A 12528-nucleotide genomic window follows, 5' to 3' on the forward strand; every position below is an offset into this window, starting at 1 on the left:
GATGACTTTTTGCTGTATTCGGTAGGGGGTGCAGTGTGCGCTTAGCTGTGCGCTTCAGCCCCTTTCGGTGGAACCCGGTTCTGGATGAAGTCGATCAATGTTGGTCCATCTTCGCCAATCTCAACTTCCTTGTACCGGGTGGATTGCAGCCCACGGCACAGTGCTCCGTTGAACTCCATATTGATCCGAACTCCGCGAAGCTTTCCGAGGTATTCCCGCAATCCACTGGACGTCAGGCGCTCGCCATCCCAGGTGACAAAAGCCGGATCGCTGATTGTCTTGGCCAGCCCCCTGGACATCAACAATGAACGATATCGCGGTTTTTGCTTTTCCTCTTCACCACTGTCGAAGCGGATTGAATCCAACTTCTCCAACGTCATGTCGACAATCTCTGCGCTGGAAAACCCACGCTCTTCCAAGGCGAGCAGGACTGTTTCCTGACGGCGAATGAAAGCCTTTTCCAGAAACTTGTTTCGAACGGCGCTTAGCTCTTCACCGTTGCAGTATTCCCGGAACACTTCGTTGAAGTCCTTTTGACCATTGACACCTTCGTTGACACGATCGGCGAAACAGTGGTCGTTCAAAGTGACTTTGACGCCCTGAACCCATTTCAGCTTGCCAATCTCATGGCGAATATCAAACGCCATGAGAAAGGCAAAATTTGGAGAACACCAGTAGGTCGGAAGCCTAAACTCAACTTCCACCACTTTTGAATCCAAATTGACTTCAACGAGTTCGACAAACCCCATCTCCGTGATGGGCTCGTCCAATTCTGGGTCAGTCACAAGATCCAGCTGCTGCCAGATTTCGAGTTCCAGTTCGTCCTTAAGCATCTCCAAAGACATCGGATCACTCCGCTGCTATCTGGACAGGGGCGGCGCTGAGTTGTTTTTTCTTCGCCTCAACATCAATATTGTAGAGTTTCGCCGCATTCAGACCCAGGATCTTCTCCTTGATCTCATCTGTCAGTTGAACTCCACCACGTTCGGCGGAAATATCTTCCGGAATCTGGTATTCCCAGAATTGTTCGACCAGCCACTGAGGGGTCCAGATCGCATAATCTGATCCGAACAGAAGTTTGTCTTCTCCGACCCACCACAACAGCTCTGCGATAACTTCACCAAAGTACCTGGGGCGCGAGAAGATAAACGGAAGCGCAACTGCCAAACCGCCATAGACATTCGTCTCCTGGGTCGCAATCCAGCAGAAATCATCCAGACGCGGCAGGCCGCAATGTTCGATGATCCAGTTCAGATTCTGGAAATCGGTTGCAGCATGGTCAACGTCATGTACATCAAATGCATCCTTGCTGAGCGGTATGATGGTCGGGCCTTTGTGGACATGAATGTTCTTGATGCCCAGCTTGTCACAGAGTTCGAAACACCTGTAGGCCGCCGGATCGTTCAGCGCCCAACCTTTGCTATCGCCATTCCACTCGGCCGTGTACATTTTCACGCCCTGAATGTCGAAGTTTTCCTTCATGTAGTGGATGTATTCCAGTGCCTTCTCGCCATCGCGCGGATCGAACGAACCATTCACGATAAAGCGTTCCGGATGCCGCGCCGCCATAGAGGTGCTGCGCTCGATACTGGAAAATCCGTTCTTGTAGAAATCCCGCAAGTATGTGGACTGGATGATGGCGACATCATCAGGTCCATCCACGAAAAGATCGCGGTACACGTCATCTACCGAGTATTTCTCGAAGCGACCTTTCTCCCAAAGCTGATCTGGCGGGCTTAGATTGGTGTGATAGGCATAGAAGCAGTCAATAAACTGCTTGCCGTGGACGTTGCTTTGATTTTCCGGGCTGCCATCCCAAAAATGGGTATGACCGTCGACCACAAAAATCTCTTTGCCATCCTTGGTTTTAAACATTTGTTCCTCCTGGGGTTTTCTGAATGTTCAGATCACGATCTTGAGGGGAACAAGCCCGGGCAGAACCCGGACTTGTTCTGCAGCGTGGCTATTCGATGTACTCGAACACATCGTCCATGTTGCCGAACAATATGACGGTATTGTCGTCAACTCGAACCATGCGTCCGTAGTGGGTGGACGTGTTGACTTCAAAAAGCTCCGCCGTCATTTCGCGGCCCAGAAATTCACTGATTTCATCCATCTTGAAGATCAGCTTGCCACGGCCGTCGATACGGATTGTGGCCGGATTGTGCGTAACCGTTACAGTTGGGTCTTCATCCATGTATTCGGCGATGGCGCGCGCCTCGACCGAGTCATTCATCGTGACGCCACACTGGTCCGAGATGGTTTGCTTGAACTCAATATCCTTCATGGATTTGAATATGTTACCTTGCGATGCGTCGCGGGCTACGTTCGACATTGGCTTATCTCCTGTTGATTAGCGGCTCAGGCCGAGTTCGTTGAGGATCTGGCCGACCCGTTCATGGGAAACAGCTTTGACGTCTTCGAATGAAACCGGCTTGGAATGGGGCTGAGACCAGATTGGCTGCAGCGCATTGGCAGCTTTGTCTGCAAGATCACCATGCTTTTTGATCCAGGACTGGAACAGCGCCTTATTGTGGGCTGAATGCTCCTCGTCGTTCGCCAGCAGGTAAACCAGATCAATGGCGTTCGCCAGGTTGCGCTCATAGTCCGCTTCGGCAGCAGAAATCACCGGCGGGGTAATGAAGTCGTTGTTTGCGGCTGCTGCTTGCATAAAGAAACCGGACCGAACGAGTTCACCGACCAGAGGTTCAAAGATCAGATTGATCGCAAAGTACTGCTCAAGGTAATCCTCGGAGCCCATGATCGTTTCGATGGCTTCGCGGCATGGTTGCCAGATTTGGTCTTCCAGCCACGCCTTTTTGCCCAGCTCGTCATCCCAGCCGTCGATGTCCATTCCGATCTCGGCCAGGTACAGTGTGATGTCCTGACACAGGCGCATCTTGTAGGACGAGTTGGTCAGTGTCGCATTGTTGATCATCTGCGTGTAGCCATAGCGCTGCGCCTGCATCAGCGAGGTGCCAAGGCCAAACTCAGCGTGTTTCCACGCACCCAGGTGGGTCTGCAGAATTCGTTCCCAGGTTTTGTCAAATGCGGTATGAGCGCCTGCTTTGCGAGCATTGTCGATAACGGCTTTCACCATCGAACAGATTTTCGACTGCCGCTGGTAGTGGGTCCGTTCCCATTCCTGATCCGGAGCACGGAATGCATGCCAGTTAGAGCTCAGGGCCGCGGTATTGTCTTTTTGATAGGCACCGCCACCTTTGCCGCCTTCAAACTCGATAATCCAGTTCTGGATCAGATAGCGCTCGGGATCAGGTTGCACGTCGACGGTTACGTCTTCGTAGTGGGTGGCCCGTTTCCCCCTGGGTTCAAAGTAGTTGTATTTGCGGCTTGTGGATCCGACGAATGTTGCGGCACCCGCGGCCCCAGAACCGACAGAACTTGATGTAGCTACCATTGTAGCCTCCCTTGGTTGGTTTCATTCACATGACCAGTGATCAGCCCAGCATCAGTGGGCCGATGAACCAGAAGTCGGTGTGAATTTGTCGTAGAAAATCCGATCTGCATCGAAGTCGTTCATGAACAGAACGGGCGTCAGCGCGTCGATCATTGGCGGCGGACCACAGGCATAGACATCACCCTCACCGTCCGCATCCAGTTCCTTCAGAAACCGGTCGACGCTTTCATGAACGAAACCACGTTCTCCGTCCCATGATGTGTCGTCATCCGCATGGCTTAGAACCGGAATGAACTGGACGTTGCCATTGGCCCCTGTCAGTTCAGAGATATCGCCGAGCTTGAACAGGTCATCTTGTGTTCGCGCACCATAGAAGAAATAGATGGGGCGGTCCTCTCCGCTGCTTATTTGGTCATTCAGGATCGACCAGACAGGGGACATTCCGGAACCAGCACCAACCAGTATCACTGGCCCTTCCCGGTCTTCTCGACGGAAGCACATTCCGTAGGGTCCGCTGATCTTGACCGTCGCACCTTTTTTGATCCCCCCGGCGTCGAGTTCGTTTGAGAATCTTCCGTCCGGGTATTTTTTGATGATGAAGGAGAGTTTTTGGGCTTCGCTCGGCGTATTTGCCATGGAGAACGAACGTGTAATCTCCTCCCCTTTTTCGGTGGTGACCGTGATGTCGACATATTGCCCCGCCCAAAATTTAAGCGGTGCATCAATTTCAATTTCCACACCGCGAATGTCGTGGGTTAGCTTTTGGAAATCGACAATGCGGCCATCAAATTCTTTGACCGGAATGGATTTCGACAAAACCTCTTCATCAAAGTTCAGGAGTTCGATTTCAACATCGCTGTAAGCAAGCGCCCGGCACATAAGAATATGACCGCTGTCTTTTTCGAAGTCATTGAGAGCGAACGTCGAGTATTTCAACATTTCGGTCTCGCCATCCAGTTGAACGCATTTGCAGGCTGAACACTGTCCTTCCTTGCAGCCATGTGGCAACGCGATGCCCTGGCGGAATGCGGCGTCGAGGATGGTTTCCTCTTCTTCGACCTCAAATTCCACGCCAACCGGCTCAAGTCGGACGTTGTATACGTCACTCATTTTTCGTGTCTCCTGTGGTTCGAAACCTGTTGGTGGCTTCGAATTGCGGGATGCAGGGGCCGTTTGGCCCCCGCGGTAGTTGGGTTTAGTTGAACGGCGTGATCGTGAAGCCGGCACGGTAGTCCGCCAGGTGCGCCTCGCGTTCGGAATCGGACATTCCACGCAGAGCTTTGAGCGGTGAGCCCAGCGTGTTGCCGCGCACATCGTCAAGCGTCCACATGTCCTTGTTGTCGAAGCGGAGATGCGGCTGCGGAACGAGGGTTTTGCCGTCTTCGCGGACAAAGTTGAGATCCTGAATGGCGTCAGCCAGATCCCAACCGTCATAGACAGTTTCCCATTCACGCTTGCCCGAGAACTTGCCCATGGCCGGTGTCGGGCGGCCTTGGTACTCATCCGAGAACGCTTCTACGGCGGTCCAGCGATCAAGCTCGTGCGCAAAGGTGTGCAGTTCGCCGTCGATCTCATCAACAACGATGTCTTCGCGGATCAGGCATGGCACCAGGCAAGACCAGCAACGATGCGGATAGACGTAGCCGACCTCTTCATTGAAGGTGATGACCTTCTGACCGGGAACGCTGAGCTTCGCATACCACTTCCAAAAGTCGCCGAATTCTGCGTACCAACCCGGATACTTGTGCTCGAACCATTCGAAATCTTTCTCGGTCTGAGCTTCGATCCGCCAGAAATTCACCGGCCAGCCAACGGCAAAGAACTGAGCGACCTTGTGGACATAGTTCTTCTCGGTGATCCGCTTCCAGGCTTCCTGAACATCGTCGTGATGAACTTTGACGCCATACTTCTCAAGCGGCAGCATGTAGGTGCGGTAGTAGTCTTCAAAGATCCACCGGTGCCACATTTCCGCGTAGGATTCTTTTTCCTTGTCGCGGTTGGTGGTGCCGTATTCGATGAACGTACCGATGGCCGCGTCAACGATGGCGTGGTTCTGCCAGAAGGCATAACGCAGATCGCGTTCCAACAACTGGTGGTTGTCAGGTTCTTTCAGCGCGGCCATCAGCAACGAATGACCATTGCCGATATGGCGGCTTTCGTCCGACTGCACCGACAGGAACACGGTGGGAAGAGCATAGTCACCATTCCGGGCGGCCTCTGACGGCATAGCCACAAACAAAGTGTTGGTGAACGCTGTCTCGGCAACGACCGTCAGATACATACACGCAGCGGTCATGGTGTCGCCGGTGATGAATCCTTCGCCGAACTGACGACCAATGGTCGTTGCATAGCACTTGCCGAATGCTTCTTCGGTGATATCGAACCCAGCTGGGTCAATGTAGTTTTCCATGTACCACTTCTTCAGGTTCATCTGAATTGTGGAGTGACGGAATTCATCGACCATCTGCATGGTAAAGCCGGTGCGCAGGTCTTCGCCCGGCGCCAAGCGGGCAACCATTGCCATCGAACGGGCTGCGGAGATTTCGGGAAACGGGATGATCGCCAGAAACAGCTTCATCCATTCGATCCAGCGCGGCTCGACATTGCGGAACATGTCGCCCCGCAGCGCCGCATCCAATGCGCCATAAACCCGGTTGTCCTTTTCCTCTTCCATCGGAAAGTAGGAGCGCAAGACCTGCTTCATCGGGTCGCGCGGGGCCTTGGTGATCTTGTAATCGGTCGGAAAGGTATTCGCTTCCTGGACGTAAGTCGGATTCCAGCCCAAATCAGAGATTTTCTTGGTGGCTTCTCCCACCGAAATCCCCCGTTGGGATGTAATCTTATTTAGCGTAATCGCCATGCCATGAGCCTCCTTCAGCTCTGACCGTTTGCACGGTCGGTTGGAGGCAGCAGCTTGCTGCCAGTTGATAGGCCAAGGTTCCACAAGCACATCGAAATACGCTTGAAAGCCCCGACCAGTCGGATCACGGCAAAGGTTTTAGGTAGTATCACCACTTGCTGACTGCCGTACGTTGCTCGGGCGAACTGGCATCGATATTGCAAATGGAACCTCCCTGTTCCTTCGTTCTTGGTGGTTTCCAGATTTCGGAAACGCGGCGTTATAAGGGAGTACATGCAAGCGTCGTGCCAATTTGGCTGCGCGGTGGCCCAAATGTTAAAATACCGGCGCGGAATTTTGCTAACCCGCTCAATTTTAACAATAAATATTCGGCACTTTTTTTGGCGCTCAAAACTCCAACGGAGTGAAGAGAACGGTTGCACAAATCCAAAGTGTATCAAAATCGTAAAGGAAATTTACGTTCGTTACACTTGTTCCGCCAAATTTACACTCCTGAACCACCTATGGCCAATCCAACATCGGTTAAGAAAAATCCCCAACACCCAATCGCGCTATTTCTCGCCACTTAAATTCATGGAGCACATTTTGACCGCCCCGTGATTCGCTCACGCCAAGGCGGATTCTCTTCGATTTACCAAAATGTAAAAATTTGAAACCATCCAATTTTACAATTGTAACAATACGAAACTGATGGCTGCCCGAATTTGAAAAAAAGGTTAGTTTAAGAGACATAAAAACGAGATTAGAACTTTGTGACGCACAGAATTGGTGATATTTTCATCGCCGAAAACTGATTGAGAAAATCACTCAACCGGTGAGGAAAAGCTCCCCCAGTGCTTTCACAGTGGGCTTCCAGTGAACCCGTGTGCGAAACGCCGCACGCGTCCAAATAGGGTTTGAAATGGAACTAATACAAAGAAACATAAACGCCCGACATGCCGGCAACAGTTACAGCCGTCTGTCAAATAGAACGAGTCGCTTTTTTGGCATATGGCAACTGGTCCCAAATTGCCTCAATATCGTTACGCAATTGAGAATGCGTTTCGCGCATGATGCGTTCTCTTTCGGATTCTGTGATATCCACAAGCGCCTCTTGCACCTTGACTATGTTTGCCGGCGTTGGATTTTCGAGCGCATTTCTTGCAGCAATTGCAACATTGCATTCCAAACCCAATATGTCAGCACTGACCACACTCAGCACCCTAATAAATCTTTCGGTCGCGCTCCCCTTAATCATGGTTCATTCCTTTTTAACTATGATTCGATCCGGAACCTTCTAGCCCTAAGGGGAAGTTAGATGCCCGGTCAATCAGAAAATGTTCCGTCTTTATTTGCGGAGCGCGCGCTTCTCATCAGCAGGCTTTCTCAAGAAAACGCGGGGCATCTGCGAATTCTGCGGCAGCTGAACGGCATTGATATCCTTTTGGCAAAAAACTCTAATTCTCTGGAATTTTGCAATTCCAGAGACGAGCTAAATATCGAACTTGAAAATAGCCGATCCCGAATAACCGCATTGGAAAAAAGCGTCGCGAAAATAGACGAGAGAATCGAGAGGTTGACTGAAATGGAGAACAATAATGGTTGAAAATAGCGCATCCGGACTCTCTCTTTTCGATCTGCTGGCTAGGGAATGGACACTTGATGATGAAATCTCTCAAATCTCATTCAACTTTGATGATACCGCAGCGGTCTTTAGACTTTCTTCGGGAATGGTTGCTCTGGCATCGACAAAAGACGCAGAAAGCCCAAAAATTCGCACTCGGCTGGAGTTGGACACTGGTCGCACGACTATACGCCCGCGCGAGAATCCGATCGCGCCACTTCTGACACCTGACATCAAGGTTCGTACTGATCTGCCAATTGTTCGCTTCGGCACACAAGGTTTTACGACCATTGATCTTGACGGAGCCATTCAACAGATTACAGCCGGTGGTCAGGTCGTACGCAGACAGCGACCGCGGCAGGGCCGGGTCACAGCCCTGGCCGCCAGCCATACCGGCGGCCTGCTGGTGATCGCGCGAGATTACCATCTCGAACTCATCAACTCAGCAGATATGACCGTGCAGTCCGAGGTTGCGCTCGATCACCCGATTTCGTGCCTGGCTGTATCGCACGATGGCAATTCAGTCGCGGCATGGGGGGCGGATACCTTGAGTATCGTACAACCAAGTGCTGCCGACAGCAGCCCGACTGCCTTATCTTGCGCTGGAACCATAACCGAAATCTGCTGGCAGAAATCGGGCCGCTACATGGCCTGCGCCTCGGCTGATCGTCGGTTCTATATCATAGACTGCAAAAAATGCTCCGTTCAGTGCGTCGAGGGCTACCCAAGTTCAGTAGGCAAGGTTGCTTTCAGTGAAACTGGCAATGCCTTGGTGACTTCGGGCGCGTATCGCCTGGCGGGATGGGACACTCGCGATCTGCCGGTTGATGACAAACCTGGCACCGCCCTCACGACCGGCAAACCCGGATTTGTTGTGCTGAATTCAATCGCTGCACACCCAGAGCGAAACATCGTCGCCACGGGGTATGCCAGTGGGCTGGTTACACTCGCCAGTATCGGAACGTCTCAGGACATGATGCTCCATCAAGAACGCGACACGACAGTCAGCAGCCTGAGCTGGTCGAAAACCGGCGAACACCTGGCCATTGGGTTCGCCTCGGGCAAGGTCGCGATGGTCACGTTCCCAACCCAGATGTTCAAATAGTTCCACCATACAGAGAAAAGGGGATGTACGATGGACAATAAACTTTCACCCGAAGAAGAAAGCAAAGACCGCTACTTTGCGCAATTATCTAAAATCGCCGAAGAAATGATCGACGAGCATGGCAAGGACTTTGCCATGGGGGCGTTGGTGATGGCGGCACAATGGATCGCAAAGAACCAGATCGGGCCGCAGGAAGAAATCAAACACTAAAGCGTTAGGCTGGCGGAACGTGCGCCGGTGGATCCAGAATCCAGGGTCCACCGCAGCTGATCCATTGTGATCTCGGAGATCGCAGGTGTCAGCCTTTCCAGACCGCCCCGCCCATCGTCTTGGCTCTTTTTACTGATAACCGACAGGTCTTCGGAAAACTCTGCGCGAAGACCATGAGAATAGGCACACATCTCTTGCAACCGAAGCGTCACATAATAAAGGCAATCTCCAGTCTCGCTGAACTGCCCGGCCACAGAAGGCTCTCGGCACGTTTCATGCGAACGGTACGAAGTATGCACCGCAGTGCTCAGGATCGTTTGAACGTGACGCCGCCAGTTTTCGTATTCCTCGGACTGGTTCAACTCCAACCCCGCTCGATAGAGCTGTTCACTCACAGCCTTATAGGCGCGGCCGCCTGCGATGTGACGGCGCCAGAATTCGTTGGCTTCGTCGACTGTTCGACACTCAACAAAGCGCTTTGCAAGCTTGGGTCGGGAAACAAAGGCCAATGCCATATCCACGCCCTCGGAGAGAGAGCGGGCAATCTGCATCGAAGGCGTCGGGAGATCCGTCAGAAACAGCAATCGGATGGCGTCCAACTGTTCGATCATTCGAAACGTCAACGCACGCATGGCCGCCCATTGCGGTGCGGTCAGGCCAGTATCGGCGACATTTGCAGCGACAGTGGCGCTGGCATGCAGCGAAGCAACCCACATTACCGCCTGGTCAAACATGAAAAAGTTGTCGATCGGTCCGCTATCGCCGTCATGAACCCAGTTACCGCCACTTTGGAAACCGCGAAATCGAACTATCGTGTTGCTCCAGACTTCGTCCAGATCCAAGCCTCGCGCCGACCACAATTGGCGGGTTCGGGCCATCAACTGCGGCGAGATGCCGGGATAGCTCCGTTCGAAAGAAACCGGCTTATCTTGTCCAAGGTCAATCTGCATGGCGGTGGTGGTCTTTCATTGCAAAAGCCAATGTATCAACGATTGCCGGTCCGACAAGCCACTAAAGGATTGCAGCCCAGGCTGCATTGGCAGCTGTCGATTGAGGCTTGCCAAAGGATAGACCGATGGGACTGATCCTTACGCCAAAATCACGTCAGACGCGTGCACTTAACCGGTCCATGATTCAGGCCTTCGACGTGATGCGCATGACCAAGGCCGAAATGCTTGACCACTTATCTGAGATGATCGAAAGGAACCCGTTTGTGATTGCGGACCGGGCGACCCATGACCTCGGAACCTTTTATCCGCCACGCGACTTTCAAGAAGGCCCCGAGGTGGCCTGTGATACTCGGGTAAGTCTCTATCGTCACGTGACCGAACACCTCCCGCTGATCTTGAGTTCAGAAGCAGATATACAAATCGCTCTGGCATTTCTGGCGGAAATCGAGCCAAGCGGATGGCTGGGCAAACCAGTCAAAGAGATTGCCCGCAATGCCGGATTTGATGAAGCAAAATGTCAGCAGGTCTTAAGCCAACTTCAAACCCTCGAACCGATAGGATTGTTTGCTCGGGATCTACGCGACTGCCTCAGGCTGCAGGCCATTGACCGCGGATTACTGGATGATCTGATGGATCGGTTGATTACGCATTTGGACGCAGTTTTGGAATACGGCTTTCAAGCCCTAACAAAACGCCTGAACGCGGACCCAACCGACGTTGCACGTTGCCTGCAACACATCCAGCGAATGGACCCCAAACCCGGCACCCGGTTTGAGCACGGCGAGACAATTTTGCGGGATTGCGACGCCATCCTCACGATCGTTGACCGAGAACTTGTTATTGAACTCAACAAATCAAGTTTTCCCAGTGTTCGTCTGACCCTGTCTTCGATGCCGGAGAATGGCGCCGATCTCTCCAGTTCTTCACAGCTTGGCGAGTTGGCCAATTCTGCAAAGTCTTTCAAAGCGGCCCTCGAGCTTCGAAGTTCAACCACACTCGCGGTAATCAATGCCATTTTCCTACGGCAACGTGACTTTCCGACCAAAGGATACGCATCCCTGCGCCCTATGCGCATGAGCGATATTGCGGACGATATTGGTGTCAGCGAAGCCACGGTAAGTCGCATCGTGACCGGACTCAGGCTACAATGCCCACAGGGTAACATTGCGGTAAAATCGCTGTTTTGTGCACCGGTCATATATCGTGGCCAGCCCCGCACCAAACATGTTGCGCTTCAGATAATCAGAGACTCCATTGCGCGCGAAGACAAGCGATTCCCGCTGAGTGATACAGATATTTTCCGACTTCTGAGCGAGGCCGGATTGGACCTATCCAGGCGAACGGTCACCAAATATCGCCAATCGATAGGACTGAGCGCACCCGCCTTGCGCCGAAAACATGCTGATTTGTCAACGCTTCTCTCAAGGCCGCAGTTGGCCAACGAACACAGCCGCAGAAATCACTAAAACCAAACGCCCCGTCGTCTTGATTGCCGACGCTCTAAACCAAGGAAAGACGAATAGATGGTCAAAGGGGTACACAGTATGATCCGCGTTCCGGATGCAGAACACAAGCGAATGGCACAGCTTGGCTGGAACCCCCAGGACAATGTTGAATTTGATCACGAGGGCTCACAATTGGCGCGCTTCTTTTGCAATTCAGACCCCGATAGATACCAGATCGAAGTACCGCAGCGCGCAGGGTGTTGCCCATGATTTTCCCCGGGGTCAGAAAATGCTCTGTAAGCGATCCAACAACCTGTAACGGCAAGGCATTTTTGCGCCCCTTTAGAAGATCGGATGCATTGGCCATTCGGAGGGCACTGCGAGATCGTGATCTGTTGCAGTGGCTTGCAGCATTGCCGGTACCTATCGATCACATCGCGCTGCAGGAGTACACCCGTTTCCTTGCCGATACGGATGTAATCGCCAGCGCCATTTGTGTCGGCGAGGACGTGATCGGCATTGTCAGTCTTGGAACCGAACTGTCCTTTTGGCTTCGCCGAGATATGCAAAACAAAGGCATAGGTCACTGGGCCGTTCGTCGTTTTTTGAAGCAACTGCCATTGAACATCCAGCAAGTAGACGCCTGTTGTCTGGCAAACAACACGGTCTCCATCCTTCTTCTGCGCAAAGCCGGTTTCGAGGAAACAGCAGCTCCATTCAAACGCTTTTCGTTCGCCCATGGAAAAGCGATGGAATTCAGGCGATTTAGCATTTCGCTGACGCGATCGGGGTGTTCGCCAAAGGAGCCCCCTTGCCTGCGCGGCGCCTCATTCCCATCCCTCTGACCCGCCTAAAACACGGCCAACCGCTAACTTCCGGGACCTGCCAATGACCGATTTCAAGAAAATCCTGATCGCCAACCGCGGCGAGATTGCCA

Annotated in this window: 13 protein-coding genes; 5 read left to right on the forward strand and 8 right to left on the reverse strand. The window is 52.6% G+C overall.

The annotated features are described in order from the left end of the window. Positions 1-41: 41 nt before the first annotated feature. The 7 genes from ACR0AO_RS19405 to ACR0AO_RS19435 form a co-directional block, all read right to left on the reverse strand. On the reverse strand, positions 42-845 hold the full coding sequence (locus ACR0AO_RS19405) for an iron-sulfur cluster assembly protein (protein ID WP_480607276.1): 804 nt from the start codon (positions 843-845) through the stop codon (positions 42-44). Positions 846-849: 4 nt separating this feature from the next. Further along, positions 850-1875 carry an amidohydrolase family protein gene (locus ACR0AO_RS19410; RefSeq protein ID WP_480607279.1) on the reverse strand — a complete coding sequence of 342 codons (1026 nt, stop codon included), beginning with the start codon at positions 1873-1875 and terminating at the stop codon, positions 850-852. Between the two features lie 88 nt (positions 1876-1963). After that, on the reverse strand, positions 1964-2335 hold the full coding sequence (locus tag ACR0AO_RS19415) for an MmoB/DmpM family protein (protein WP_480607282.1): 372 nt from the start codon (positions 2333-2335) through the stop codon (positions 1964-1966). 18 nt (positions 2336-2353) lie between these two features. Then, positions 2354-3418: an aromatic/alkene monooxygenase hydroxylase subunit beta gene (locus ACR0AO_RS19420; protein ID WP_480607285.1), complete on the reverse strand. Its 1065-nt coding sequence runs from the start codon at positions 3416-3418 to the stop codon at positions 2354-2356. 51 nt (positions 3419-3469) lie between these two features. Continuing rightward, positions 3470-4528, reverse strand: coding sequence for a 2Fe-2S iron-sulfur cluster-binding protein (locus ACR0AO_RS19425; protein WP_480607288.1), 1059 nt, complete (start codon positions 4526-4528; stop codon positions 3470-3472). An 85-nt stretch (positions 4529-4613) separates the two neighbouring features. Continuing rightward, positions 4614-6278, reverse strand: coding sequence for an aromatic/alkene/methane monooxygenase hydroxylase/oxygenase subunit alpha (locus ACR0AO_RS19430; protein WP_480607291.1), 1665 nt, complete (start codon positions 6276-6278; stop codon positions 4614-4616). Between the two features lie 961 nt (positions 6279-7239). Continuing rightward, positions 7240-7515: a hypothetical protein gene (locus ACR0AO_RS19435; protein ID WP_480607293.1), complete on the reverse strand. Its 276-nt coding sequence runs from the start codon at positions 7513-7515 to the stop codon at positions 7240-7242. Positions 7516-7575: 60 nt separating this feature from the next. On the opposite strand from ACR0AO_RS19435, the gene ACR0AO_RS19440 reads away from it, so the two are divergent. Genes ACR0AO_RS19440 through ACR0AO_RS19450 form a run of 3 tightly spaced genes read left to right on the forward strand, consistent with a single transcriptional unit; the run spans position 7576 to position 9196 of the window. Then, on the forward strand, positions 7576-7863 hold the full coding sequence (locus ACR0AO_RS19440) for a hypothetical protein (protein ID WP_480607295.1): 288 nt from the start codon (positions 7576-7578) through the stop codon (positions 7861-7863). Continuing rightward, positions 7856-8986: a WD40 repeat domain-containing protein gene (locus ACR0AO_RS19445; protein WP_480607298.1), complete on the forward strand. Its 1131-nt coding sequence runs from the start codon at positions 7856-7858 to the stop codon at positions 8984-8986. Before ACR0AO_RS19440 ends, ACR0AO_RS19445 begins: the two co-directional genes overlap by 8 nt. A gap of 30 nt (positions 8987-9016) precedes the next feature. Next, positions 9017-9196, forward strand: a complete 180-nt coding sequence (locus ACR0AO_RS19450) for a hypothetical protein (RefSeq protein ID WP_480607300.1) — start codon at positions 9017-9019, stop codon at positions 9194-9196. Here the strand turns inward: ACR0AO_RS19450 and ACR0AO_RS19455 are convergent. Further along, positions 9193-10146, reverse strand: coding sequence for a hypothetical protein (locus ACR0AO_RS19455; protein WP_480607302.1), 954 nt, complete (start codon positions 10144-10146; stop codon positions 9193-9195). The two genes, ACR0AO_RS19450 and ACR0AO_RS19455, sit on opposite strands and share 4 nt — an antisense overlap. A gap of 125 nt (positions 10147-10271) precedes the next feature. On the opposite strand from ACR0AO_RS19455, the gene ACR0AO_RS19460 reads away from it, so the two are divergent. Both ACR0AO_RS19460 and ACR0AO_RS19465 read left to right on the forward strand, forming a co-directional pair. After that, positions 10272-11612 (forward strand): RNA polymerase factor sigma-54, encoded by a 1341-nt coding sequence (locus ACR0AO_RS19460; RefSeq protein WP_480607304.1) that lies wholly within the window; start codon positions 10272-10274, stop codon positions 11610-11612. 245 nt (positions 11613-11857) lie between these two features. After that, a complete protein-coding gene (locus ACR0AO_RS19465) occupies positions 11858-12436 on the forward strand; it encodes a GNAT family N-acetyltransferase (protein WP_480607307.1) in 579 nt (192 codons plus the stop codon). The last annotated feature ends 92 nt before the right edge of the window (positions 12437-12528 follow it).

Source organism: Ruegeria sp. AF8 (assembly GCF_056541825.1).

Excerpts from the sequence above, each read along its gene's own strand:
- ACR0AO_RS19430 (WP_480607291.1), bottom strand. The coding sequence starts at position 6,278 with ATGGCGATTACGCTAAATAAGATTACATCCCAACGGGGGATTTCGGTG.
- ACR0AO_RS19410 (WP_480607279.1), bottom strand. The coding sequence starts at position 1,875 with ATGTTTAAAACCAAGGATGGCAAAGAGATTTTTGTGGTCGACGGTCAT.
- ACR0AO_RS19455 (WP_480607302.1), bottom strand. The coding sequence starts at position 10,146 with ATGCAGATTGACCTTGGACAAGATAAGCCGGTTTCTTTCGAACGGAGC.
- ACR0AO_RS19465 (WP_480607307.1), top strand. The coding sequence starts at position 11,858 with ATGATTTTCCCCGGGGTCAGAAAATGCTCTGTAAGCGATCCAACAACC.
- ACR0AO_RS19425 (WP_480607288.1), bottom strand. The coding sequence starts at position 4,528 with ATGAGTGACGTATACAACGTCCGACTTGAGCCGGTTGGCGTGGAATTT.
- ACR0AO_RS19445 (WP_480607298.1), top strand. The coding sequence starts at position 7,856 with ATGGTTGAAAATAGCGCATCCGGACTCTCTCTTTTCGATCTGCTGGCT.
- ACR0AO_RS19450 (WP_480607300.1), top strand. The coding sequence starts at position 9,017 with ATGGACAATAAACTTTCACCCGAAGAAGAAAGCAAAGACCGCTACTTT.
- ACR0AO_RS19440 (WP_480607295.1), top strand. The coding sequence starts at position 7,576 with ATGCCCGGTCAATCAGAAAATGTTCCGTCTTTATTTGCGGAGCGCGCG.
- ACR0AO_RS19460 (WP_480607304.1), top strand. The coding sequence starts at position 10,272 with ATGGGACTGATCCTTACGCCAAAATCACGTCAGACGCGTGCACTTAAC.
- ACR0AO_RS19420 (WP_480607285.1), bottom strand. The coding sequence starts at position 3,418 with ATGGTAGCTACATCAAGTTCTGTCGGTTCTGGGGCCGCGGGTGCCGCA.
- ACR0AO_RS19405 (WP_480607276.1), bottom strand. The coding sequence starts at position 845 with ATGTCTTTGGAGATGCTTAAGGACGAACTGGAACTCGAAATCTGGCAG.
- ACR0AO_RS19435 (WP_480607293.1), bottom strand. The coding sequence starts at position 7,515 with ATGATTAAGGGGAGCGCGACCGAAAGATTTATTAGGGTGCTGAGTGTG.
- ACR0AO_RS19415 (WP_480607282.1), bottom strand. The coding sequence starts at position 2,335 with ATGTCGAACGTAGCCCGCGACGCATCGCAAGGTAACATATTCAAATCC.